Here is a 25,349-nt window from a genome sequence, read left to right as displayed (position 1 = left end):
TTCGAGTATGGGCTGCGCATTGTAGAGCGTTTCTCATATTGTGCAATCAACAAGAAAATATTGCATTAAAATTAAACAATTCCTTGGTACGGCCGATATAACTAGAGAGGATAGTGAGGACAAGATTATGAACGTAGGTGATATCAAGGCATTTGTTGGTGAGCAAAAGCCCGTTGTTACTGAGCAAAAGTCAGTGGACGACCCAGTTAAGGCAATGAAGAAACAGTTGCAACAGGAAGGGCTTCGACAAGCAGCTGAGTTTCAACAAAGTCAGAATGCTTCGGTTAGCATGAGTGCTTCGCAGACATCCATCGGTTTAAAAGTATACAGTTCATCGATGGAATCACAAATTACCGTGGATGGACAGAAAGGTAAGTTCGGTAAAAATTCTGATGAGGCCAAAGAGAAAGAAGCTTCTCTGTTTGATTTTGAAGCTGTTGCAACAAACGTTATGCGTTTTGTTGGTGGTGTTATTCAGGGAGCGGCAGACAGCGGCGCCGATACTGAAAAATTAGACGGTCTTTTTTCGCAGGCAAGAGAGGGTGTGTCCCGCGGTATAGCGCTGGCTCAGCGAGATATTGGTGGTCTTATGAATGACGACATTGCAACGGGAATCGACCGCAGCCAAGCGCTTATTGAGAATCGATTGATTGATCTGGAGAATAAACTGCTTAATAAGAATAGCGATATGTCTACACAAGCTGTTGAAGGTGGGGTGAGCGCAAGTGCTTCAAACGCCGCTTCGGCAAGTTTGCTTATTCGTACGCGAGATGGCGATGAAATAACGCTAAGTTTTGAAAGTAGTCAGTCATATCAATATCAGCGCCAGGTGAGTAGCAGTAACCCTATAAACAGTGATGCTGGTTCAACTGATAACCAACAGCTGGGTGCGACAGCTGTCTCTGAGAACTATAGCTACTTTGAAAGTCAGGGTATAAGCTTTTCTTTAAAAGGTGAGTTGGATGATGGCGAGTTAACTGCAATCGCTGATCTAGTGGGCTCGATAAACGATCTTGCTGATACTTTTTATTCTGGAGATATAGATTCCGCTTTTGAGCAGGCATTAGAAATTGGTTACGACGATGAAGAACTGGTTGGCTATGCTCTTCAAATGAACAGAGTTCAGCAGACTGAAGTTGTAAAAACTTATGGTGAAATTCAGCATTATAAAGAAGGCTCTGAAAGTGGTTCTCACGGAGATGAAGCTCGCCCAATTGCCCAGTATCTTGATAAAATGCTGAGCGTATTTGAAAACGCAACTGAAAAGTTGGCGTCAGGAGAAGATTTCAATTCTCTTATCAACGGAATCATCAATGAGATGAAAGATGTGCAGGTGCCTGATTTAGTTTCAGCAATAAATCGTTTTCACTCGTTTAATCAGCGTTTGCTAGAAGCCATTCCGGAACAACAAAAGACGCAACCAATTAGCGAGCCAAGTGCAGAGCAGTAATCAAAGTAAATTTTTGTCAGATAATAAAAACCCCGGCATGACCGGGGTTTTTAGATTTTGTCTATCAATCTTCGGAATCAGATTCACCTTTTTCCCTTGCTGCACGTACTTTGAGTGTTCTTTCTAAAAACACCTTGTCATTTAACTGACCAATTGCAGCATCTATATCGGCGGTCACCACTTCTATAAAACCGTAACCTTTACGTTTCCCGGTTCGACGATCTTTCATTAAACGAACACTTTGCACATTAATAAAGTTATCGAAGTACTCTTTAACCGCATCTTCATTTGCCTTATACGGCAAATTTCCAACATACAAAGTTGCAGTTTCAGCATTCGATACAGTATCTGAACGAGAGGGTTCAGACTTAACTTGCGAAGAAGCATTAAATAAAGAAGCCAACCATGGGGTAACAATACCACTAACAAATAAAGAAATAGCAACCGTGATTGGTAAGGAATCTTCAAAACTGACAGAAGAAAAAATCACATAGCCTGCTACAGCGAAAACCGCGCTAATAATTGCGCATGGAACAAAGCCTACTTTCATATACCTACCTTAATTATTTTTTGTGAACGGTGGAGGCTGTTTATAGTTTACTCATTTGTAACAATTTGAACAACGATCTGATGAAATAGTAGACTAAAGGCTAGTGTCAAAAAGGGAATTGTAGGAAAACTAGGCGTTTAAGGTGTTTATTACAAAAAATCACTAAAAAGGATAAAAAAGGGGTTGACGAAAAATCTCTGATGCGTAGAATGCGCACCACTTCGACGGGGAACGCCTAGCGAGAAACGAAGAAGTCGTTATTAATACTTAACTTAAGCTTTTAATGACGGTTTTCACGGAAAACACTTTAGAAATTAATTTTCAAAAAGTTGTTGACACTGAAAACGAAACGCGTAGAATGCGCGTCCCGCTTCAGGGGAAACCGCTGAAGCCGCTAACGAAAGTTAGCAAAAATGTTCTTTAACAATTTATAACAAGACAATCTGTGTGGGCACTCGTTAAGAGTGTCAACCGACGATTCATAAATAGTTTTTCGATTTTAATTGAAGAGTTTGATCATGGCTCAGATTGAACGCTGGCGGCAGGCCTAACACATGCAAGTCGAACGGTAACAGGAATAGCTTGCTATTTGCTGACGAGTGGCGGACGGGTGAGTAATGCTTGGGAACTTGCCTTTGGGAGGGGGATAACAGTTGGAAACGACTGCTAATACCGCATAACGTCTACGGACCAAAGGGGGCTTAGGCTCCTACCTGAAGAGAGGCCCAAGTGAGATTAGCTAGTTGGTGAGGTAAAGGCTCACCAAGGCGACGATCTCTAGCTGTTCTGAGAGGAAGATCAGCCACACTGGGACTGAGACACGGCCCAGACTCCTACGGGAGGCAGCAGTGGGGAATATTGCACAATGGGGGAAACCCTGATGCAGCCATGCCGCGTGTGTGAAGAAGGCCTTCGGGTTGTAAAGCACTTTCAGTTGTGAGGAAAGGTTGGTAGTTAATACCTGCCAGCTGTGACGTTAACAACAGAAGAAGCACCGGCTAACTCCGTGCCAGCAGCCGCGGTAATACGGAGGGTGCGAGCGTTAATCGGAATTACTGGGCGTAAAGCGGACGCAGGCGGTTTGTTAAGCTAGATGTGAAAGCCCCGGGCTCAACCTGGGATGGTCATTTAGAACTGGCAGACTAGAGTCTTGGAGAGGGGAGTGGAATTCCAGGTGTAGCGGTGAAATGCGTAGATATCTGGAGGAACATCAGTGGCGAAGGCGACTCCCTGGCCAAAGACTGACGCTCATGTCCGAAAGTGTGGGTAGCGAACAGGATTAGATACCCTGGTAGTCCACACCGTAAACGCTGTCTACTAGCTGTGTGTGAATTTAATTCGTGCGTAGCGAAGCTAACGCGCTAAGTAGACCGCCTGGGGAGTACGGCCGCAAGGTTAAAACTCAAATGAATTGACGGGGGCCCGCACAAGCGGTGGAGCATGTGGTTTAATTCGAAGCAACGCGAAGAACCTTACCTACACTTGACATGCAGAGAACTTTCCAGAGATGGATTGGTGCCTTCGGGAACTCTGACACAGGTGCTGCATGGCTGTCGTCAGCTCGTGTCGTGAGATGTTGGGTTAAGTCCCGCAACGAGCGCAACCCTTGTCCTTAGTTGCCAGCATTAAGTTGGGCACTTTAAGGAGACTGCCGGTGACAAACCGGAGGAAGGTGGGGACGACGTCAAGTCATCATGGCCCTTACGTGTAGGGCTACACACGTGCTACAATGGTATTTACAGAGGGAAGCGAGACAGCGATGTGGAGCGGACCCCTTAAAGAATATCGTAGTCCGGATCGGAGTCTGCAACTCGACTCCGTGAAGTCGGAATCGCTAGTAATCGCAGGTCAGCATACTGCGGTGAATACGTTCCCGGGCCTTGTACACACCGCCCGTCACACCATGGGAGTGGGATGCAAAAGAAGTAGTTAGTCTAACCTTCGGGAGGACGATTACCACTTTGTGTTTCATGACTGGGGTGAAGTCGTAACAAGGTAACCCTAGGGGAACCTGGGGTTGGATCACCTCCTTACCTTAAAAATCGTCAACTGCCTTTTAGCGTAGTGTTCACACAGATTGTTTTGTTATTAAAAGAACGACCAATTATGGGGCTATAGCTCAGCTGGGAGAGCGCCTGATTTGCATTCAGGAGGTCAGCAGTTCGATCCTGCTTAGCTCCACCAGATTCTGCTAGGTCAGTGAAAACTAGCAAAATTGCTAATAAGTCACTGATTGCAAGCATGAAAGTTGTAATTGGATACGACTTGAGGAGTGAGGAAGGCGCATACATAAGTATGTAACTGACGAGCGACGAAACAAAGTATTCAAGTACGAGCTTCAGGCGCAGTAAGCAGGAGGCTTGTAGCTCAGCTGGTTAGAGCGCACCCCTGATAAGGGTGAGGTCGGCAGTTCAAGTCTGCCCAAGCCTACCAATTCTACTTGGCTTCGATATTTTGAACGCTGTGATGCTCATGTGCTACTCGCACACTGCGCTTCTCGCATTCAAACTAATCTCACCAAGCGAATTGGCTGATAACTGGAAATGGTCGTGGAGAGGAACTGAAATCCTAATGAATAACCGCTTGTTAAGTGAGTATTGATTAGGGTTTTTTACTCTAAACGTGTTCTTTAACAATTTGGAAAGCTGATATTAGTAATCAATCAAATTGAGTAACTGAGAATATCGAAAAGATGTTCTTTCACGCTACTCTATCTGACAAACGGCGCAGCGAAAGCTGCAATGTAATTGATTAGACAGTCATGCATACAACAGAGATAACATCTCACCTAACCCTGGACAAAAAGGCGGGGTTGGCGCAGCAAAATCCATCCTTTTGAGTTGTCGCAACTCTTGGATTTTCCTGTAATGCTATGAAATCTTATTCCTTAACTCATGTGAATAAGAGGAAATAGCGAGTGATTGGTTTCTCATCGAGCTGAGCTAGGAACGAAGGAGGGAGCATACATATCGTATGTGACTGACTGAGTGACAACGCGAAGCGAAGAGGAGGAAGCAAGCACGAAGCTATTTAGGGTTGTATGGTTAAGTGACTAAGCGTATACGGTGGATGCCTTGGCAGTAAGAGGCGATGAAGGACGTGTAAGTCTGCGAAAAGCGGTGGCGAGTTGACAAAACGCATTTGAGCCATCGATGTCCGAATGGGGAAACCCACCCGCTTGCGGGTATCTGCATGTGAATACATAGCATGTAGAGGCAAACCCGGGGAACTGAAACATCTAAGTACCCGGAGGAAAAGAAATCAACCGAGATTCCCTTAGTAGCGGCGAGCGAAAGGGGACTAGCCGATGTTAGTTGTCATAGTGGAATATTCTGGAAAGTTTAACGGTACAGGGTGATAGTCCCGTACACGAAGTGGCAATTAGCACATATTAAGTAGGTCGGGACACGTGTTATCTTGACTGAAGATGGGGGGACCATCCTCCAAGGCTAAATACTCCTTACTGACCGATAGTGAACCAGTACCGTGAGGGAAAGGCGAAAAGAACCCCTGTGAGGGGAGTGAAATAGAACCTGAAACCGTATACGTACAAGCAGTGGGAGCCCTTCGGGGTGACTGCGTACCTTTTGTATAATGGGTCAGCGACTTATATTTAGTAGCAAGGTTAACCGTTTAGGGGAGCCGTAGCGAAAGCGAGTGTTAACTGCGCGTCTAGTTGCTAGGTATAGACCCGAAACCCGGTGATCTAGCCATGGGCAGGTTGAAGGTTGAGTAACATCAACTGGAGGACCGAACTCACACCTGTTGAAAAAGGTGGAGATGACCTGTGGCTGGGGGTGAAAGGCCAATCAAACCGGGAGATAGCTGGTTCTCCCCGAAATCTATTTAGGTAGAGCCTCGGACGAATTCCTTTGGGGGTAGAGCACTGTTAAGGCTAGGGGGTCATCCCGACTTACCAACCCTTTGCAAACTCCGAATACCAAAGAGAACTATCCGGGAGACACACGGCGGGTGCTAACGTCCGTCGTGAAGAGGGAAACAACCCAGACCGCCAGCTAAGGTCCCAAAATATTGCTAAGTGGGAAACGATGTGGGAAGGCTAAGACAGCTAGGAGGTTGGCTTAGAAGCAGCCACCCTTTAAAGAAAGCGTAATAGCTCACTAGTCGAGTCGGCCTGCGCGGAAGATGTAACGGGGCTAAGCAATATACCGAAGCTGCGGCAGCAAGTTTACTTGCTGGGTAGGGGAGCGTTCTGTAAGCCGTTGAAGGTGAACTGTGAAGTTTGCTGGAGGTATCAGAAGTGCGAATGCTGACATGAGTAACGATAATGGGGGTGAAAAACCCCCACGCCGGAAGACCAAGGTTTCCTGTCCCATGCTAATCAGGGCAGGGTAAGTCGGCCCCTAAGGCGAGGCAGAGATGCGTAGTCGATGGGAAACGGGTTAATATTCCCGTACTTATATAATCAGTGATGGAGGGACGGAGAAGGCTAGGCAAGCTTGGCGTTGGTTGTCCAAGTGAAAGTGAGTAGGCTGGAATTTTAGGTAAATCCGGAATTCTAAGGCCGAGACACGAGACGAGCCACCAAGGTGGTGAAGTTGTTGATGCCCTGCTTCCAGGAAAAGCTTCTAAACTTATGATTATGTGAACCGTACCCCAAACCGACACAGGTGGTCAGGTAGAGAATACTAAGGCGCTTGAGAGAACTCGGGTGAAGGAACTCGGCAAAATTGTACCGTAACTTCGGGAGAAGGTACGCCCTTGTTTGTGATGGAACTTGCTTCCTGAGCAGATGAGGGCCGCAGTGACCAGGTGGCTGGGACTGTTTATTAAAAACACAGCACTGTGCTAAATCGTAAGATGACGTATACGGTGTGACACCTGCCCGGTGCCGGAAGGTTAATTGATGGGGTTAGCTTAGGCGAAGCTCTTGATCGAAGCCCCGGTAAACGGCGGCCGTAACTATAACGGTCCTAAGGTAGCGAAATTCCTTGTCGGGTAAGTTCCGACCTGCACGAATGGTGTAACCATGGCCACGCTGTCTCCACCCGAGACTCAGTGAAATTGAAATCGCAGTGAAGATGCTGTGTACCCGCACCTAGACGGAAAGACCCCGTGAACCTTTACTACAGCTTGGCACTGAACATTGAACCTACTTGTGTAGGATAGGTGGGAGGCTTTGAAATGCAGACGCTAGTTTGCATGGAGCCGTCCTTGAAATACCACCCTGGTATGTTTGATGTTCTAACATAGGTCCCTGATCGGGATTGTGGACAGTGTCTGGTGGGTAGTTTGACTGGGGCGGTCTCCTCCCAAATAGTAACGGAGGAGCACGAAGGTTAGCTAATCACGGTCGGACATCGTGAGGTTAGTGCAATGGCATAAGCTAGCTTAACTGCGAGACAGACACGTCGAGCAGGTACGAAAGTAGGTCATAGTGATCCGGTGGTTCTGTATGGAAGGGCCATCGCTCAACGGATAAAAGGTACTCCGGGGATAACAGGCTGATACCGCCCAAGAGTTCATATCGACGGCGGTGTTTGGCACCTCGATGTCGGCTCATCACATCCTGGGGCTGAAGTCGGTCCCAAGGGTATGGCTGTTCGCCATTTAAAGTGGTACGCGAGCTGGGTTTAGAACGTCGTGAGACAGTTCGGTCCCTATCTGGTGTGGGCGTTGGATGATTGAGGGGAGCTGCTCCTAGTACGAGAGGACCGGAGTGGACGAACCGCTGGTGTTCGGGTTGTTTTGCCAAAGGCATTGCCCGGTAGCTACGTTCGGAATCGATAACCGCTGAAAGCATCTAAGCGGGAAGCGAGCCCCAAGATGAGTCATCCCTGAGGTTTAACCTCTCTGAAGGGTTGTTGTAGACTACAACGTTGATAGGCAGGGTGTGGAAGTGTTGCAAGGCATTAAGCTAACCTGTACTAATTGCCCGTGAGGCTTAACCATACAACGCCTAAATGGCTTCGACATTTAGTGTGTTGTGAGTTAAATGACTGACTAATTAAGTAAGTTAGAGTAGTGAGTTAAATGACTGACTAATTAAGTAAGTTAGAGTAGTGAGTTACTCTGATTGAAGACGATATCACGCTTTCCAGAATTGTTAAGTTACTGACGATGTCGGTAACAACCAGTTTTTGCCTGGCGGCAATAGCGACGTGGTCCCACCTGATCCCATTCCGAACTCAGAAGTGAAACGCGTTAGCGGCGATGGTAGTGTGGGGTTTCCCCATGTGAGAGTAGCACACCGCCAGGCTCCCAATTACACGAAAAAGCCCACTCAAACGAGTGGGCTTTTTTCGTATAAGCGCAAAAGCAGCGCCTATTATCAACGGCAAACCCAACCCATCGGTAGGGATTTACCTATGTAGATCTGCTCAACAGACAAGTAGCATCCCTTCCCTGGTGTAACGTCCACGGCAGCCTCCTTGCTGCCGGTTCTTCACTCTCGGCGTGCCACTGGCACCCCTCGTTCGCTGCGCTCACCGTTCATCACCCCCATGTGAGAGTAGCTCTCGTCACGAAGTGAACCGCCAGGCTCCCAATTAAACGTAAAAGCCCACTCAAACAAGTGGGCTTTTTTCGTATAAGCGCAACAAAGCTACGTCTAGCATCAAACGGAAACCCAACCCATCGGTAGGGATTTACCTATGTAGATCTGCTCAACATACAAGTAGCATCCCTTCCCTGGTGCAACGTCCACGGCAGCCTCCTTGCTGCCGGTTCTTCACTCTCGGCGTGCCACTGGCACCCCTCGTTCGCTGCGCTCACCGTTCATCACCCCCATGTGAGAGGTGTTCTCGTCACGAAGTGAACCGCCAGGCTCCCAATTGCACGAAAAAGCCCACTCAAACGAGTGGGCTTTTTTCGTATAAGCGCAGTAAAGCTGCGCCTATTATCAACGGCAAACCCAACCCATCGATAGGGATTTACCTATGCAGATGTGCTCAACAGACAAGTAGCATCCCTTCCCTGGTGCAACGTCCACGGCAGCTTCCTTGCTGCCGGTTCTTCACTCTCGGCGTGCCACTGCTTCCCTCGTTCGTTAAGCTCGCTGCCCATCATCGCTGACGGGAATAGATATAATTCATGGTGAGTTATTTAGTTTGAAAACCTCTATTCTAGGCGTTTTAGTTACTTTTATATGCCTATTAAATCTTTATTTTTCAATGACTTAATTGAGAAGGTTGAGGGAAGGTAAGTATTCATAAATAGGCTTAGTATTTCATTGTATTTTGAAATCACGAGTTGAAGGCTTATGAAAAACGATCTTACTACTTTTGACATGCCCGTTTACCCTCACGCTTCTGTTGCAAGAATGATCAATTTTATAAACGAAGCTGTGTTGGTCTTTTCGCCATCTGGTCATATTGAAATGATCAATGGTCTTGCCGCATCACTATTGGGAGGAAGTAGAGTAGAGTTGCTGGGAGAGTTTGTCGCTGATTTTTTCTGCCATTCTCAAGACTCACTAAAGAAGGAAATTATAGCTACTGCTGGTGACAATCATAGAGGGGTGATTAATATTCAACCTCGTGAAGTTTCCCTGCGTCGAATAGACGGTGGACAGGTCGTAGTCGATATTTCTATTTCACCGATTGAGGTAAATGAAGGGCCTCAGGATAGACTTTATTTCTGTGTGTTACATGACTTAACCATTCATAAAGCAGAGCATATTGAGTTACATAGAAAGGCAACTACAGACCAGCTTACCGGCTTGGCGAACCGACACTACTTCACTGAAGAACTTCACCGTCTATGGCGATTCTCAGAGCGAGAATCTGTGCCACTAAGCTTAGTTATGATTGACGTTGATCGCTTCAAGCAGGTGAACGATACATTTGGTCATATTGCCGGCGATAAGTGCCTACAACGCATTGGGGAAACGATCCAATTAAGCTTACCCCATCGTGATGCTATTGCCGCACGTTATGGTGGTGAGGAATTTGCACTTATTCTGCCTCACTGCAATACCCATACTGCCCACTTGCTTGCTATGCGGGTACAGCGGCACATCGCACAACTTCGTTTTCAGGAAATGACTTTGCAAATAGAACCTTTCATAACGGTTAGTGCGGGTGTAGTGACGCAATCAGCAAACAAATATAAGTCAGTAAATTGCTTTGTTGAGGCTGCAGATGCGTTACTTTATAAAGCGAAAGAAGCTGGGCGCAATCAAATTTGTCTGTAATTTGAATGCGCCGCAACCTTGTAAACAACGTTATTCGTAGCTTAGTAATATAAGGGCAACGAAATGAGCGTAATTTAACTGTATGTTACAAATACGATATTACTTTAGTCTCTCGGGCGGTCAATAACCTGTGGGTCCTGACTTACCAGAATCGCTGCTTTAGGTGCAGCGACGAGTTTCAAACAAATATTTTGAGGCACGCTGTCCATATCGACAATGGTTAGCAGTTGTCCGTCTTTTGATATTGAGTAAGAAAGATCCCGGGCTCCATCGTTGGTAATAATCGGCGATAATAATGCGTACGCATTACTGTCTTCCCTTAGTTGATAAGTGATGATGGTACCGGGTTCAGTTACAAGTACCGGAGAAGTGGTTACTTCACCGTCACTATTGTAAATAATGAATATTGCTGGTGAAATACTCGCGTTTACCGATACCGTAAAATTAAATTGTGTCGACACTATATATCCTTAAAAAATATGGAAAAATATTCCGGGTGGCGTGTTATTAAGGACTCTATATGGTCTTTGTTCTCAAGTAGATAATCTTCTTGATACATACATATTTGTGAGAATACGTTTGCTATGGTAAGTGCTGGGTGCTTAGATTTTCCAACATGAGCATCTGTTATTTTCCCTAATTTGCCGCACAAGTTTGAATAATCGAGATTGCTAAAATGCATTTGCCTTATTTCGCTTATCAAATAGTCACTATATGAAATAACATCATCGAGATTGTCAGGTGTCTCCAGTGCATTAAGTTTTACAATAGTTTTGTGCTTCCTTAAATCACTCAACAAGGCTTCACTTTTACCCCAATTATTTTGGTTCTGATAGGCAATAATAAAATTTAGTAAAGGGGGAAGTCTTCTGTCTGTGCCTACCGCTTGAGTCAACGCTTCTGACTCAGCGAGGGGAGGTAAGCTAGCAACTAAGTCCGGGTTGCTACTGGTAAGTTTTTTTATTGATGAGATAACGACGATGCGGTCTCTAATCCAAATGCTGTTTTTTGGATCTTGTTGCAACAGCTTATCTGCGTAACTTTTAGCTGCGAAAAGCAGGTCCAGTGATTCCCTTCGATTTCCAAGGTATTGGTGAATACCCGCTTTGCGGATAAGCAAATACATTAAACTTTCATTTATCTGGCTTTTCAGCTTGAGCTGTCTTGAAAACCCTTTAAGTTTAGATTCTGCAACAGATATATTTGCCAGTGCTTCATTCAGCCGACCAAGGTGTAAGTTTGCAAAGGTAATCCATGAATAACTATCAAAGAAATAAAGAATACTCAGCTCATCTTCCGGGTCGCCAAGGCTTTCTTTTATCGTCAGTGAATTCTTAAAATTAACGATAGCAGATTCAAAAGCCATGAGTTTGAGTTGGGAGCTACCTACTGAATTCATTGCATAGGCAACTTCAAGTTGGGCGTTTTTATCGTCTGGAAGTAAGTCTGTCAAACGCTGACTTAACGCCAAATAATGAGTAAATTCTGTCTCGGCTATGCCATAAGCTTTTTGGTCAAAGGCCAGCTGCCCGAGCCAAAAAGCATTTAGTCCTGCAGCCTTAAGCACATCAGCATCATCTGGGGCTTCCTCAAGTAGAGGCGTTAGCCGCCTTTCGGCTTCATCGTAATGCAACTTTGCACCTTGAACATCATCGCGGTAATAACGCACCTCAGCGATGGCTTGCAGAGACATGGCATGTTGCAAGCGCAAGGTGAAACTTGGTGGTGGTAGTACGGGAGAAAGCAGCCCCGTGTCAGTCGACGTAGTGGCGTCTTCCACATAGTTCAGGGCTCGCTGACTGATGCCGTCAAGCAAATCCATTCGCCGAACACTGCGCAGTTTATCGGCGAAATCGCCAATCATGTAGCCCATCAGGTCCTCAGCTTCGACACGCTTTCGCTCGGCCAATTTTTGCGCCTGTAAGCTACTTACCATTGAAAGTGAAGAGAATAGGGTCAGGCAGAACAACGTGACGCCGGTAATACGAAATATCCAGCGTTTTCGACTGCGTTGAACAACAGAAAAAGCGATAAGGTCGGATTCATCCTTACTCAACGGTATCATGCCATCGGTTTGTAGAGAGATCGCATCCGTCAGAGGTTTGCCTTCGGTTAGCTTAAATGCCTTGCTTTTGTTGTCATTGAGCCACAACAAAGTTTGTTGGTTGAGGTGTTTTTTTTGTACCAGGGCAGCGTGATGTTGTGATACCCAGTCAACCACTCGCTGCCAACGCCGGAGTAATGCCTCGTGGGCAACGTTGAAACAAGCCTGGCCCTGGTAGAGGTAAGACGTAAAAAGTCTGTTCTCAACCATGGTTTCAACGAAATGCTTTTCCTCTTCGGTATTCAGTGAAGCCCATCGTACTGAGCGACTGGTTAACGCGTCTTCCTGTTGTTCGACGTTTACCAGTTTGGCCATGACACTGCCAAATGTACGTTGTACATTTTCCGGCAGCGTTAGATATACCTGCTCTGCTTTTTTTCCTATGGCACCTTCCACACCACCGAGTGCATGATAAACACTGTAAAGCAGGCAATTATTTTGTCGCTGTACATAGAGTTCCTGAAGCGTGTATTGCAATAACGGCAATCCATCTGAATGGCTCATGGCTTCGGAGCACAGTACTTCATCTAAAGGGATGCCCGTTTCTAAGGAGGTTTCCCACGTCAATGCAGCAGCAACGGCTGGAAGCCTGATCATTTGACTAAGCTCTATTGCTGTTGGAGGGGGCAAGTCAAAATGGCCGCCTTTATCTTTATACCGCATCAGTACAGGATAATTTGAGAGTGCAGGATAGAAATCGTTTCTGCATAACAGAAAAACGAGCATAGATGAGCCTGTTGCAAGGCAATCAAGTGCGTAAAAGAAGGCCTCTTTTTGACTTTCTGACAACTGCTGAGAAGCTAAAATAGCTTCTGCTCTGTCCACAACCAAAGCGCACATGGGCTTGTTAGTGCTTTCAGCCTTGTTTTTGATATTCTTTGCTATCACTAAACTTAAGGATTCAGGTTCCTGAGTGAGTTGTTCGGCCAAACTAGCAGCGCTATAACCTTCAAAGACGGGAGAGTCGCTCACGTCAAGGTCAATCAGTGCACTGGCTAATTCCAGAAACACCTCGGCGGGCTTTATATCTGCAGCATCGATATAAACACTACAAACTACTTGCGTGCCGTAATAGCCGTCTGCACTTTTAAGTTTGGGTAGAACACCGGCTTGGATGAGCGAGGTTTTTCCGCTCCCACTAGGGCCTAAAATAACGGAGAGCAGATGTCGGTTTTTCTGTAATTGCTCGAACTTTTTCAAAAAGCCATCAATGGCGCTCGCTCGGCCAAAGAAAATTTCCGTCTGATTTTCATCGAATGCGTGCAAACCGGGATAGGGGGAACTTTTCTCCCAAACACTGGCCGCCGCTTTTTGGTTTTCATCCTGAGGAAATGTCACTTTGGCGACAATTCGATAGCCCCGTTTACGAATGGTTTCTATGTACTTTGGGGCACTGGCTTTGTCGTTAAAGACACGGCGAAGCTGAGTAATGGCTTTGTGGACGGGGTTGTCACCAATGTCTTGGTCTGGCCAGCACTGAGAGGTAATATCGTCTGCACTGACAACATCACCTGCGTATTGACAGAGAAACAACAGTACGTCCATTGCTTTTGGCTCAATAGAGCGTTTTGTCTTACCCACCTTGACCGTGTTGTCAGACGGGTCGACTTGATACTCTCCAATAAAAAAGCGTGCTGAACTCATTTATGACTACGCGAAACCACTGGGATCCCGACTTCCTTTCTGGGTCTTTTGCCAAGTATTTAATAATGAATGAATTTGACAATATAAGCTAGTTCTCAATAGCTTACGTCATAAAATGATCAACAAGAAGGGACTAGTGGCCACGGGGGCTTTAAAAAGAGAATATAAGTTGCTGTCAAAACAGACCCATTTGTTGATTATCCATGTCATCGAACGATAAACCAATGACCGGAAGAATACTTTCAGCAATAGGACGGATTTGCTTTTCGACGTAGTGCTCGTAGTCCAGCGTTTTATCTGCATATTCGACAGTTTGTGGGCCACTTAGAGTCATCACATAGCGCACGGTTGTTTTGTGTTGATAGCGAAGTGGTTTTCCCTTGGCGGCATTGCGTTCATCTGCATGTCTCGCCGCTTTTACATGGGGTGGTTGAGTGCGCGTATATGCCGATAGTGGCTTTCTCAAACGGCGGGCATAGACCAGCGATGTATCGCATTGTCCACTGCGCACCTGATTTAGAAGTTGTCGAACGTAATGGTCCACTGGTTGACTGGAGAATACCAGACGGTACAAGGTCTCCTGAAATTGTCTGGCCAGTGCCGTCCAATCAGAGCGAACATTTTCCAGTCCTTTAAAAATTAATGTCGCTTGACCGTTTTCTTCAACGAGACCAGCATATCGTTTTTTACTTCCTTCTTCTGAGCCTCGGATGGTGGGCATAAAAAAGCGAGTGAAATGTGTTTCGAACTCAATTTCCAAATAACTGGTGAGATCAAATTCGTCTTTTAGCTTGTTCCTCCAGCGTTGGTTTACTTCGTTCTGTAATGTCTTACCTATTGTACCTGCATTGGTTTGATGCGCGGAGCCAATGTGAATAAACAAAGAATCTGTGTCGCCATAGATAACCTCGTAACCTTGTTCGGTAATCCACATTGCCGTGGTTTGCATAATGTTATGCCCGCGTAATGTGATAGAGCTCGCCAGTCGCGGGTCGTAGAATGGGCAGCCACCGCTACCCAATACGCCATAAAAAGAATTCATTAAGATTTTTATTGCTTGGGAGCGGGCACTGTCGCCGACTTTCTTTGCTTCATCTCGCTGTTGCCACAAATTCGCAATAATATCTGGTAGAAAGTGATTATGTCGGGAAAATCGTGCGCCCTTGTAACCGTCTATAGCTTGAGATGAATCGCGCAACCCTTCTGCTAATCCGTACGGATCGATAAGAAAAGTGCGAATAATTGAAGGGTAGAGGCTTTTGAAATCAAGTACCAAAACGTTGTCGTATAACCCGGGTTTAGAAGACATGACGTAGCCACCCGGGCTCGCAAGCCCGCCATTTTCAGGTCTGACGCCACTAATGTATCCTGCACGGTGTAATTTAGGTAAATAAACATTAATAAATGCGGCCACGGAGCCGCCTGGTCTTGAGAGATCTAACCCGGTAAGTGCACTGCGAAGAATGAGGAAATCCAACAACTGGGTTTTCTTCGCTATACGGTTAACCAGCACGCAATCATTGTAGTTGTAAGCGCACAGCGCTGCAGGTTCTTCCCGGTACTGTGTTTTTATTTGTTCCAGCTTGTCTTCGCCAACGATAGTTTTGCCTTCGCCAAGCAAGGTGTGAGCTACATCGTCGAGACCAAAGCGTTCAAAAGAGTAGGTCATGGTTTTGAGGGCTTCTATACCGTCAATAATGCAGCGACCTGGGATCTCGGCCATGACCTGATTACTCTCTCCCCAGGATCTGACCGCGAGCGACGCGTTTAGTCTGCCAATTCTCAGTGGCATCTTGTGGCGCTTAGCCATTCTGAAGAGGACAGCAAAGTCGAACGGTTTGACGTTCCAACCCATGATTACATCGGGATCGATCGTCGCGATCAATGACTCAAATGCGATCAACGTGGCTTGTTCGCCATCGTAGCCATTGATGTTGAAATCAGGTGGAGAGTCAGGCAGATGAGTGTGTTCAGTATTGAGCAGCACTTGATGACAGTCTTCCCCAACAATGGCAATTGAGTACAGGTATTCATTTTCGTCGCACTCAATATCGATGGAGACTGATGTTAATGTGGGCGTGTACTTTACTCCTTTTACTTTCGCATCTATGACACCCTCAGAAGTGTGTGTGCCACTATAAGCGACGGCTCCGTAAGCGAAGCGTTCCATTAAAAAACGGTCAATGGTTTTAACGTCTGCTTCGTGCAGAGTAATACCAGCATCTAAAGCTAAACGTCGAAGAGCTGACTGGACTCGTTCATTAGGACTTCTTAGCAGTACGACCTTGTGTTGCTCCAGCGTTTTTAGCGCGGTGTCTTCGGTTTTTACCGGCAGGTTGTGAGCCTGAATAAGCTGCAAAGCACGGTTATAATCTTCGGTCTTAACGAAGCATACATTTGTTTGTGGGGGTGTGAGTACGCGAACTGCGCCCAGTGCTGTGGCTAACCAAAGTTCAATCCGGTCACTACTACCTTTAGAAATCAGCCGACGGGATAGAATCAGACCGACACCGGATGTTTGTGAAGAGGGGGATTGCGCCATCTTATTTGCTATGCCTGTGGTGCTTTTGCGATGATTATTCTGTCTCTTCCTTGGTTTTTCGCCTCGTAAAGTGCAGCATCAGCCGCAGCAATAACCTTTTGCAGATCACTATAGTTTTCACACTCAACTAACCCCATTGACAGGGTTACTGTGAGCTTTTTAACCGCAATGCGTTGAGGAATGGTGCGGACCTCATCCGCGAAATTCTCAAGCATAGTGGTAGCCGTATCAGTGGCTGTGTGAGGAAATACAAATAAAAATTCTTCACCGCCAATACGACTTAGTATATCGGTCTTGCGAAAATGGGTATTGGCTAGTTCGCCAAATGTACGCAATACGTCGTCGCCAATTTGATGTCCATAGGTATCATTTATCTGTTTGAAATGGTCCAGATCAATGATAACGGCAGTTGTGGGCGTTTTATGGCGCAGAGCCAACTGAAACTGCTGTTCAGCGTCTTCCATCCCTTTTCTACGCGTTAATAAGCCGGTCAGGCCGTCGCTATTGGCCAACTTTTGTAAGTGTTTTTGGTGTCGTCTGCTATTTATATACAACCAGGCTAACAAGGCGGAAACAAGACACAAGAGCAGAGCCATGGTAACTGTGTAGCGTCGCACTTCCTGCTCGTTTTCGAGCAAATTTTGCTGGCGTAGATTTTGTTCTTGTAGCAGGGCGTTTTGCACTTTTTGCTGCTGAACCTCAAAGCGGGTTTGTAATTCGAGAATACGACGGTCGTTTACCTCCTCCTGCCAGATTCTTCGAGTTTGCTTGCTGTTTTTTTGAGCGTTATAAGCCGCTTCAAAATTGCCGAGCTTGGCGTGTGCGTGAGCGAGGGTATCGGCAATTGCGATTTTTTGCGAAAGAAAAGAGTCGCCAGTAGCAAGGCTATTGGCTTTAGAAAGAAGTGACATGGCTTTGTCTGCTTGTCCATTTTGGATGAACACGTTGGCTTGCTCTACCAATACTTTTATTTGCATAAACGGGTTTCCGGCCTGGGAGAACAAACTGAGAGCGTCGTCGAGAAAAGGCACTGCCTCGTCAGACATGCCTTTTTCAATAAGGACGGAAGCGATGGACTCGTAGCTGAAGGCTGCCCCCTGAAGGTCACGGATATTCAACGCTATATCAGCTGATTCCAATAAATACCGCAGTCCTTCCTCACTGTTACCCAGCGCAACCGTATTTTTACCGATGCCAAAAAGCGTGTTGGCCAGTTCAAGCTGGATCCCTTGTTGGCGATAGTAAGTTTCGGCCTGTTCATACAACTGAAGAGCGTGGTCAGGTTCCTCTCGATATTCATAAACCAATGCAAGCATACTGGCGAAATCAGCCTGATGCCACGCTTTTGGTTTTATCGAAGGGCGCTGATAGCCTTCCTGAAAGAGTATTTGCGCTTCAGTAAACTGGCTTAAAGTGATATGCAAATACCCATTTACACTTAACGCATAGTTTATCAACGCAAGTTCATTGTTCGCTCGGGCCCATTCTAGTGAATCGCGAGCATCGTTAACGACAGCCTGAGCCATTCCCAGGCCATCTAACGCTTCAGCTCTGGCGAGACGAAGGTAATGAAAGAGCTCACTGTTGTCATCGGAAATTGCCGTTAGGCCATCTTGTGCTGCAAAGCGGGCTTTCTCGTGTAAAGCCAGCGCGCCATATGCCCGACTTCTGAAATAACTTGTGATTGCAACGTGTTCATTGCCGGCAGATTCAAAAGAGGCAAGATCGTCAAGTACTTGCTGAGGGTCGTTACGTAAGTTTTTAAAATATGGGTCGTACTGTGCTGGCCAGCCTGTGCCTAGTACACAAAAACTATATGTGAGAAGCCAGACAGGCATAAGACGAAAAAAAGAACGTTGAAAAACAGCAGCCAGTCGCATGGGTACTTGTGAAACCTTATGGCGTGTGAAGGCCAAACATAATAGCGACTTAAGCCGAGGTTACAACTAATTCATCACTGTCAGGGTCGTGTTTTACAGGCAATACGATGTCAAAAACGGTTCCTTTACCGGGTTTACTGTTTACTGAAATCCTTCCACTGTGTTTTTCAATCGCAGTATACGCGACTGATAGACCTAAGCCTTGCCCCAGACCTTCAGGCTTAGTAGTAAAAAACGGATCAAATATTCTCTTAATATGGGAAGAATCGATACCTGAACCATTGTCGAGAATTTTTATGTGAGTTGCAGAGTCGTCCTGCGTGGCAATCACTTTGACAAAGCCTTTATCTGAAATAGATTGGGCTGCATTAATGACAATATTCATCAAAGCTTGTTTGAGGGCACCTGGCTCACAAAACAGCTTGAGCCCTTTGGGTTTAATGTCGGCTTTGTATATGGGCTGTTTGTATTGAACTGATACTAACTCAAGCATTTGATGAATAGCTTCATCTAAGTTTAGCAACTGCCAGCCGGAGCTTTCTTCAAGGGCAAATCGCTTTAAATTCTCAACAATGTCCTTCACGCGTGTTAATCCTTCACAGGATTCATCAATAAGAGGAGGCATGTCTTCTTTTAATAACTCAAAATGGTGAGTTTCTAACAGCTTCTGAATAAGTTCTCGGGTACCTTCGTCGGCATCACTGCTGTGATTGGCCAGCTTTTCTCCAATGGATATCAATTGTTCGCCATACTGTCTTAAGGTATCAAGGTTGGCTGATACAAAACCGATAGGGTTATTAATCTCGTGAGCAATACCCGCAGCTAGCTGACCAGTTGAAGCCATCTTTTCTGCCTGAATGAGTTGGCTCTGTGCAGAGTCTAACTTTTTAATCAGTTTTAATTGTTCTTCGTGTTCTCTTTTAAGGGCTTTGGAGAGTTCTTGCTGCGCAATAAAGTAACTCGCTTGCGCTGTCACATCTTGTAAAAATATACACGCAAGCTTTCCATGAGAAGTGGAGGATAAGGGCACAATTTCCATATTCTGGAACATTTGTGTTTCCTCCCCAGTAATTGGGCGACTGCTTTTGAAGGGGAAGATATGAGGTCGCTGCTCCCAATAACTGAAGCTGGGGTGCTGCAGCACAAAAACAGATTTGATTCTGCGGCGCAAGAATTTTGCCTGTTCAGGAAAAATATCAGTGATATTTTTTCCTTCATAGTCGTTTCTCAAGTTCGTCTGCATTCTATCGATGAAAAAGTCATTTAAGAATACAACTTCATATTCCTCGTTGACGATGCAAATTCCAACAGGAAGCTTTCCAACCAGTTGTTCAAACATTAGCCAAGGAGTTCGTCGATGGTCGCGGTCAGTTTTTCCAAAGATGCACGGTCGAGACAGAATACGACCCGCATGGAAAATGATGACAGTTCTATATCAAATTGTACCTCCATGACGAGACTGTGTTGCCAGTTTAGCTCAACAAAAGATGCCTTATTGGGAGAAAATAATGTGGGCATATTCAGGTTAGTCGCTAATTCGAGTTGACCTGACAAGCCTGCAAGACATGCGCCGGCCAGGATATTCGACAACTCCAGAATTGTTTCTTCGATGTCTGCCTGACTAAGAGGAGCTTCATACTCCAGCAAGTTTGCGACTTCTGTCAGGCCGTCTCTTGATACCACGGACATGACCTCGCCCTGAATGTCACCAAGAAATGATTGGCGTGTGTAGTACGCATTGTCACTTCGGTTAATAATTCCAAATAATTCAGGTGGCGTTACCGAAGAAATTTTGGGGATAGAGATACCTATTTTTGTTTCAATAAGGTGTGCCAGCGAGTTTGCTGCCTGCCCCATAGAGATATTCATCAATTCTTGTAGTGCGTCGCGCTGATCTTCAGTAAGTGTGGTAAAGCCGTTCATAAATACCCCAACTCAAATAAGGTCATCGCTAATTCTTCGCTATTTAATGGCTTCCGGATAAATTTCTTTGCACCAAGACCCATTACAATACGCTGCTTTTCCGGTTGAAAATCGGCACTAATGACAATGACGTCGATGTTTACAGCATTTTCGGAAATGAATTCCAATACGCCTACACCATCAATTTCGGGCATTGTGAGGTCTAAAAGTAAAAGCCTGAAAGAAGCTGACTGTAAATGCTCTATTGCTTCCTGGCCGTTTGCTGCTTCGGTTATCGTAAACGTCAATTCAGGTGGAAGCGCCTTAATAACGCTCCGTCTGGATAAACGAGAGTCATCAGCTACCAAGAGTGGAACTGTCATCCTTACCTCCGGACAATATGAACCTGTTATATTGATTATTTGCGATTATTCCGTTCCTGCAAGTTTTATTGTCGAGAAATAACGCAAGTATAAAATTTGGGTATAGAACCGATAATCACTAATTTTATTTTAAGACAATAGTGACATTTGTGTATTATCCATTAGGTTAAAAGTATACGTCTATTCTTTTTTCTTATTGCCATGCTTTTTCTACAGTCGGCTACCTGCTTTCATTTTCTCAAGTTGTGTCACCATAGCTTGTGCAATATTTTCAAGTGGCAGCACTTTTACATGGGCGTCAAGAGAGATCGCTACTTTGGGCATACCGAATACCACACAGGAAGCTTCATCCTGACATATTGTATACGCCCCTTTTTGTTTTAATGCCAGCAGGCCATCGGCACCATCTTTACCCATACCTGTTAATAATGCTGCGACCACGTTGGCGCCTGCAGAAGTAACCAGAGAATTGAACATGACGTCCACAGAAGGGCGGTGCCCACTCACGCGTTGTCCATCGTTAAGACGTATGCGGTAATCAGCCCCACTTCTAACGATTTCCATGTGTCTGTCTCCAGGCGCAAGATAGCCATGACCAGGTAACAAGCGCTCGTCGCCTTTCGCTTCGACAATTTTAAGCCTGCTGACACTGTCCAAACGCTTGGCAAAAGTACTAGTGTAGCCTGGTGGCATGTGTTGGGTAATTACTGTTGCTGGAGCATTGGCTGGAAGCGACTCAACAATAGTTTTAATCGCTTCGGTTCCGCCTGTGGACGCCCCGATTGCGATAATCTTCTCTGTACTTGAATACGTCAGCGCTGTTGTAGATTTTACAACCGTTGTGCTTTGTTTGCGTACTTTGGATTTTGCCGCCGTTCTGATTTTCTCGAGAATAAGTTGTCTATATTCCTCAATACCCTGTGCAACCCCCAGTTTCGGCTTAGGGATAAAGTCAATGGCCCCAAGCTCCAGAGAGCGCATGGTGGCATCTGCGCCAGCTTCGGTAAGCGTTGAAATCATCACTACGGGAGTTGGCTTAGCTTTCATTAAAACATCGAGAAACCGCAAGCCATCAACTTTCGGCATTTCAATGTCCAGAGTAATGACATCCGGAGAGAATTGTTGAACCATTTTTTTTGCAACAAAAGCGTCAGGCGCTGCACCAACTAGTGTCAGGTCATCCTCCGCCTTAACAATTTCGCCCAGTAAATTCCTGATTAGAGCTGAGTCGTCTACTACCAGAACCTTAATTGTCATGTATCACCTATTAGAATATTTCAAACTTGCCTTCGTCAGCACGTTCCCGAAGTTTAATCCTGTAAGCACTTTCTCTGTCCATGATGGTTGAGTTGTTGAATTTCTTTATTCGTTTTACCAACACTTCACCTGAGTCAGGAAAAAAATAGATTTTGCGGGCGTAATCTTCCAGTAGATCACTGGCAATAATTGGAATGCATTCTCGCCGCAGGTATGTGGTGACAAACTCAGCATTCATCTGTCCCACGTTGGTTAACGATAGTCCGCTGACTACTGCGCCGCCACCAAAGACTTTCGCCTGGAGGAGACGTTTATCCGCGCCTAATTCCATCATCTGGTTGATAAGAAGTTCCATGGCATACATGCCATAGCGCGATGCCACGCAAAAATCACCCTCAGCGCCTTTGTCTGAAGGCAGTAAAAAGTGGTTGATGCCTGTGACGCCATTGTGCAAATCCATGAGACATGCAGAAACACAAGAACCCAATACCGTTACCATTAACGTGTCGTTATTAGTGGCAAAATACTCACCCGGCCGTATTTTCACAGCTTGGCGAACAAACCTGGGGTCAAAGTAGGCGTTCGCATCATGCGCTCTGCCGTCTTTAAATTTCTCAACCATATCGACGTCTACTCTTTGCAGGTCGATAAATAGTTTTACCTGCAGGTGCTACGATGTCCTGATTTTTGTTGAAATTCTCAGAATGACCCGCAAAGTAAAGTCCGTCGTCAGGCAAGAGATTTATCATCCGTGTTAAAATTGAAACTTGTGTATCTTTATCGAAGTAAATCATTACATTACGACAAAATATTACATCGATGGGCGCCCGAATTGGCCATGTGTTGTCAGTCAAATTTATACGCCGAAATGTGACATTTTTGCGAAGTTCCGGAACTACTCTTACCTTGCCCTTTTGTGAGCCTTTACCTCTATGCAGAAACCGCTGACACTGCTGAGGGCTCAGATTTTTTGTAGTGTCCTTGTTATAAATACCTGCACGGGCTTTCTCCAAAACCTTACTGTCGATATCTGAAGCAATAATTTTCACCGGGTTGTCAAAGCTGTCATACACCTCTGCCACAGTCATTGCGATAGAATAGGGTTCTTCTCCAGAGCTGCTTGCTGCGCACCAAATCGTTTTCTCTCCGGGGTGAGTCTGCAAGTATTGTGCAAGGGCTGTAAAATGGTGGGACTCCCTGAAAAACGATGTTAAGTTGGTCGTGAGCGCATTTATAAAATGCTCTTCTTCTGCAGGAGTACGCTTTAAGTAGGTCAAATAAGCATCGAAGCTCTGCAACGACAATGCCCGCAAACGGCGGGCAAGTCTGCTGTAAACCAAGGAATCTTTACTATCTGAAAGAGAAATCCCCGCCTTTTGATACAATCTTCTGCGAACCCTTTCAAAATCACTATTGCTAAATGGAAACTCCTGACGTGTGTTATCATTCATACAAGCGTGTTCCCACTTTCAGCCCTTCCATTTATCACTGCCTGCGTTCAGCTATTAATCCCGCTGTCAGGCAGGTAATAATACTGCCTGTCATACCGCGTTTTCCTCAATCTGTGATGGTTTACACTGGTCGGCAATAGCATCTGCATCGAGAATCATTGCCACAGTACCATCACCCATTATCGTCGCACCGGATATGCCAGGCACTTTCTTGTAGTGATGTTCAAGGCTTTTAATCACCACCTGCTGCTGGCCCAGCAACGCATCCACCTGAACGGCAAAGCGACGCTTACTACTTTCCATCAGCACTACAATACCTTCCGTTGGATTAGCTATAGCACCGTCCACATGCATAGTTTGATGAAGCGCCACCAACGGCCAGTACTGTTCTCTAATCCAGAGCAGATGCTCATTACCAATCAATTTGAGTTGGGATTTTTTAGGTTGAAGTGATTCAATAATGTTGACCAGAGGAATAACAAAAGTTTGATCGCCGACTGCTGCACAGATCCCATCCACAATGGCAAGAGTGAGTGGAAGGTGAATATGAAAAGCCGACCCTATTCCCTTATGAGAGTCAATTTCAATGCGCCCACCAATAGCCTCAATGTTCCTTCTTACGACGTCCATACCCACGCCACGGCCAGAAACATCAGTGACCTCCGCAGCGGTGGAAAAGCCCGCTTGGAAAATTAGCAACCACACTTCTCTGTCAGGCATTTCAGTCGAAACATTTAAGCCGTTCTCTTCCGCTTTAGCTAAAATTCGCTCCCGGCTCAAGCCTGCCCCGTCGTCGATGATGCTAATAATTATTGAACTGCCTCGCTGCGCGGCCCGCAGGGTAACGGTGCCAGTCTCGTTTTTGCCCGCCGCTATTCTGTCTTCAGTTTTTTCAATGCCATGGTCAATACTGTTGCGCACCAGGTGAGTCAATGGATCCACCAGTTTTTCAATCATGCTTTTATCAATTTCTGTGGCACCACCTTCAATGATCAGATCTACTTTTTTACCCAGCTTAGTAGAAAGATCACGAACGACGCGCGGGAACCGGTTGAAGGTCATATTCACGGGCAGCATACGCATAGACATTGCTGATTCCTGAATTTCCCGGGTGTTACGCTCAAGCTCCGCGATGGCCGTTTGTAATTTCTGACCTACTGCCCCTGAAACAGTTTCACTGATCATAGACAACATTGATTGAGTTATAACCAGTTCGCCAACCAGATTTACCATTGCATCAATTTTATGCGTATCTACCCTGATTGATGACGCTTCTTTATTCGCTGAAGATTTTCCTGGTTGTCGCGCTGAAGATTTCGCCGCCGCTTTCTCGTTTGGTACGGGTAGCTGACTGGCTGCTTTAGCATCAGCCTTTACAGATTCGACGGATTTATAAAAACCGTAGCCGGCTTTTTCTTCCTGAGTTTCTGGAACGGGAGGGGCGTCATCAAAAAGGCCAAAACCGTCAATGTCGTCACTTGGCGATGAAGGCTCATCTGCGTCACTTTCAACAGCCACCGGTGGCTTGTCTTCCATTGGCTCATCGACATCAAAGAAGCCAAACCCGTCAATTTCGTCATCATCACTCGTGCTGATTCCGGCTTGCTGACTTTGGTTTTCATCCGTCGCGCCTGTTTCTTCAAGGGCTTTTTCAAGCGCAGCCGTGCCTTTCTCTATCTCATCGTTAGGCAACTCTGCGTTATTACGATAGGCATCGAGTATCACCTTGAGTAAATCAACCGTTTCGAGAAACAAATCAACGGTAGGTACACTCAAAGAAATAGTTTGATTTCGCGCCTTGTCCAGCAGGTTCTCCATAATGTGCGTTAAACCCATTAACGCATCAAAACCAAAGATTCCACTACCGCCCTTTATAGAATGGGCAGCTCTAAAAATACTGTTTAGCTGTTCTAAGTCTGGATCTTCAACGTCCAACTCCATGAGCAGTTGTTCCATGTCATCCAGGTGTTCCTGACTTTCATCAAAGAAAACAGCATGGAATTGTTCGATATCGATTGACATATTACGGCT

General features: G+C 45.8%; 14 protein-coding genes, 2 tRNA genes and 3 rRNA genes. 7 read left to right on the top strand and 12 right to left on the bottom strand.

What is annotated here, in order from left to right; genetic code table 11:
- The first annotated feature begins 127 nt into the window (after positions 1-127).
- A complete protein-coding gene (locus ACXACM_RS19535) occupies positions 128-1,450 on the top strand; it encodes a DUF5610 domain-containing protein (protein ID WP_474823906.1) in 1,323 nt (440 codons plus the stop codon).
- A gap of 64 nt (positions 1,451-1,514) precedes the next feature.
- On the opposite strand, the gene ACXACM_RS19530 is transcribed toward ACXACM_RS19535, so the two are convergent.
- Positions 1,515-2,000, bottom strand: coding sequence for an RNA recognition motif domain-containing protein (locus tag ACXACM_RS19530; protein ID WP_474823904.1), 486 nt, complete (start codon positions 1,998-2,000; stop codon positions 1,515-1,517).
- A 500-nt stretch (positions 2,001-2,500) separates the two neighbouring features.
- Between ACXACM_RS19530 and ACXACM_RS19525 the strand changes: the two genes are divergently transcribed.
- The 6 genes from ACXACM_RS19525 (at position 2,501) to ACXACM_RS19500 (ending at position 10,155) form a co-directional block, all read left to right on the top strand.
- A 16S ribosomal RNA gene (locus ACXACM_RS19525) occupies positions 2,501-4,033 on the top strand.
- A 75-nt stretch (positions 4,034-4,108) separates the two neighbouring features.
- Positions 4,109-4,184: transfer RNA gene (locus ACXACM_RS19520), tRNA-Ala, on the top strand.
- A gap of 172 nt (positions 4,185-4,356) precedes the next feature.
- Positions 4,357-4,433 (top strand) — tRNA-Ile (locus ACXACM_RS19515).
- Between the two features lie 609 nt (positions 4,434-5,042).
- Positions 5,043-7,913: ribosomal RNA gene (locus ACXACM_RS19510) — 23S ribosomal RNA — on the top strand.
- A 191-nt stretch (positions 7,914-8,104) separates the two neighbouring features.
- Positions 8,105-8,220, top strand: a 5S ribosomal RNA gene (gene rrf, locus ACXACM_RS19505).
- Together the 16S, 23S and 5S rRNA genes with 2 tRNA genes alongside form the textbook arrangement of a ribosomal RNA operon.
- A gap of 1,002 nt (positions 8,221-9,222) precedes the next feature.
- Complete coding sequence (locus tag ACXACM_RS19500) at positions 9,223-10,155, top strand: GGDEF domain-containing protein (protein ID WP_474823902.1); 933 nt, start codon at positions 9,223-9,225, stop codon at positions 10,153-10,155.
- A 104-nt stretch (positions 10,156-10,259) separates the two neighbouring features.
- Here the strand turns inward: ACXACM_RS19500 and ACXACM_RS19495 are convergent, their stop codons facing one another.
- From ACXACM_RS19495 to ACXACM_RS19445, 11 genes are all read right to left on the bottom strand, one after another.
- Complete coding sequence (locus ACXACM_RS19495) at positions 10,260-10,616, bottom strand: DP-EP family protein (protein WP_474823901.1); 357 nt, start codon at positions 10,614-10,616, stop codon at positions 10,260-10,262.
- Positions 10,616-13,903: an nSTAND1 domain-containing NTPase gene (locus tag ACXACM_RS19490; protein WP_474823899.1), complete on the bottom strand. Its 3,288-nt coding sequence runs from the start codon at positions 13,901-13,903 to the stop codon at positions 10,616-10,618. The genes ACXACM_RS19495 and ACXACM_RS19490 overlap by 1 nt, the downstream gene beginning before the upstream one ends.
- A gap of 175 nt (positions 13,904-14,078) precedes the next feature.
- Positions 14,079-16,445, bottom strand: a complete 2,367-nt coding sequence (locus tag ACXACM_RS19485; protein ID WP_474823897.1) for a DNA polymerase II — start codon at positions 16,443-16,445, stop codon at positions 14,079-14,081.
- 8 nt (positions 16,446-16,453) lie between these two features.
- Positions 16,454-18,325 (bottom strand): tetratricopeptide repeat-containing diguanylate cyclase, encoded by a 1,872-nt coding sequence (locus ACXACM_RS19480; RefSeq protein WP_474823895.1) that lies wholly within the window; start codon positions 18,323-18,325, stop codon positions 16,454-16,456.
- A 49-nt stretch (positions 18,326-18,374) separates the two neighbouring features.
- Positions 18,375-19,664, bottom strand: a complete 1,290-nt coding sequence (locus tag ACXACM_RS19475; RefSeq protein WP_474823894.1) for a sensor histidine kinase — start codon at positions 19,662-19,664, stop codon at positions 18,375-18,377.
- A complete protein-coding gene (locus tag ACXACM_RS19470; RefSeq protein ID WP_474823892.1) occupies positions 19,664-20,248 on the bottom strand; it encodes a chemotaxis protein CheC in 585 nt (194 codons plus the stop codon). Before ACXACM_RS19470 ends, ACXACM_RS19475 begins: the two co-directional genes overlap by 1 nt.
- On the bottom strand, positions 20,245-20,610 hold the full coding sequence (locus ACXACM_RS19465; protein WP_474823890.1) for a response regulator: 366 nt from the start codon (positions 20,608-20,610) through the stop codon (positions 20,245-20,247). Before ACXACM_RS19465 ends, ACXACM_RS19470 begins: the two co-directional genes overlap by 4 nt.
- A gap of 210 nt (positions 20,611-20,820) precedes the next feature.
- Positions 20,821-21,867: a protein-glutamate methylesterase/protein-glutamine glutaminase gene (locus ACXACM_RS19460; protein WP_474823888.1), complete on the bottom strand. Its 1,047-nt coding sequence runs from the start codon at positions 21,865-21,867 to the stop codon at positions 20,821-20,823.
- 10 nt (positions 21,868-21,877) lie between these two features.
- Positions 21,878-22,489 carry a chemoreceptor glutamine deamidase CheD gene (gene cheD, locus ACXACM_RS19455; protein WP_474823886.1) on the bottom strand — a complete coding sequence of 204 codons (612 nt, stop codon included), beginning with the start codon at positions 22,487-22,489 and terminating at the stop codon, positions 21,878-21,880.
- Positions 22,482-23,318: a CheR family methyltransferase gene (locus ACXACM_RS19450; protein ID WP_474823884.1), complete on the bottom strand. Its 837-nt coding sequence runs from the start codon at positions 23,316-23,318 to the stop codon at positions 22,482-22,484. Before ACXACM_RS19450 ends, cheD begins: the two co-directional genes overlap by 8 nt.
- A 90-nt stretch (positions 23,319-23,408) precedes the next feature.
- The gene (locus ACXACM_RS19445; RefSeq protein WP_474823882.1) at positions 23,409-25,340 is read right to left on the bottom strand and encodes a chemotaxis protein CheA; all 1,932 of its coding nucleotides are present in this window, start codon (positions 25,338-25,340) and stop codon (positions 23,409-23,411) included.
- Between the last annotated feature and the right edge of the window lie 9 nt (positions 25,341-25,349).

This window comes from Alteromonas sp. AWQ4_252, assembly GCF_056158205.1.
This window is presented reverse-complemented; position numbering and strand designations above follow the sequence as displayed.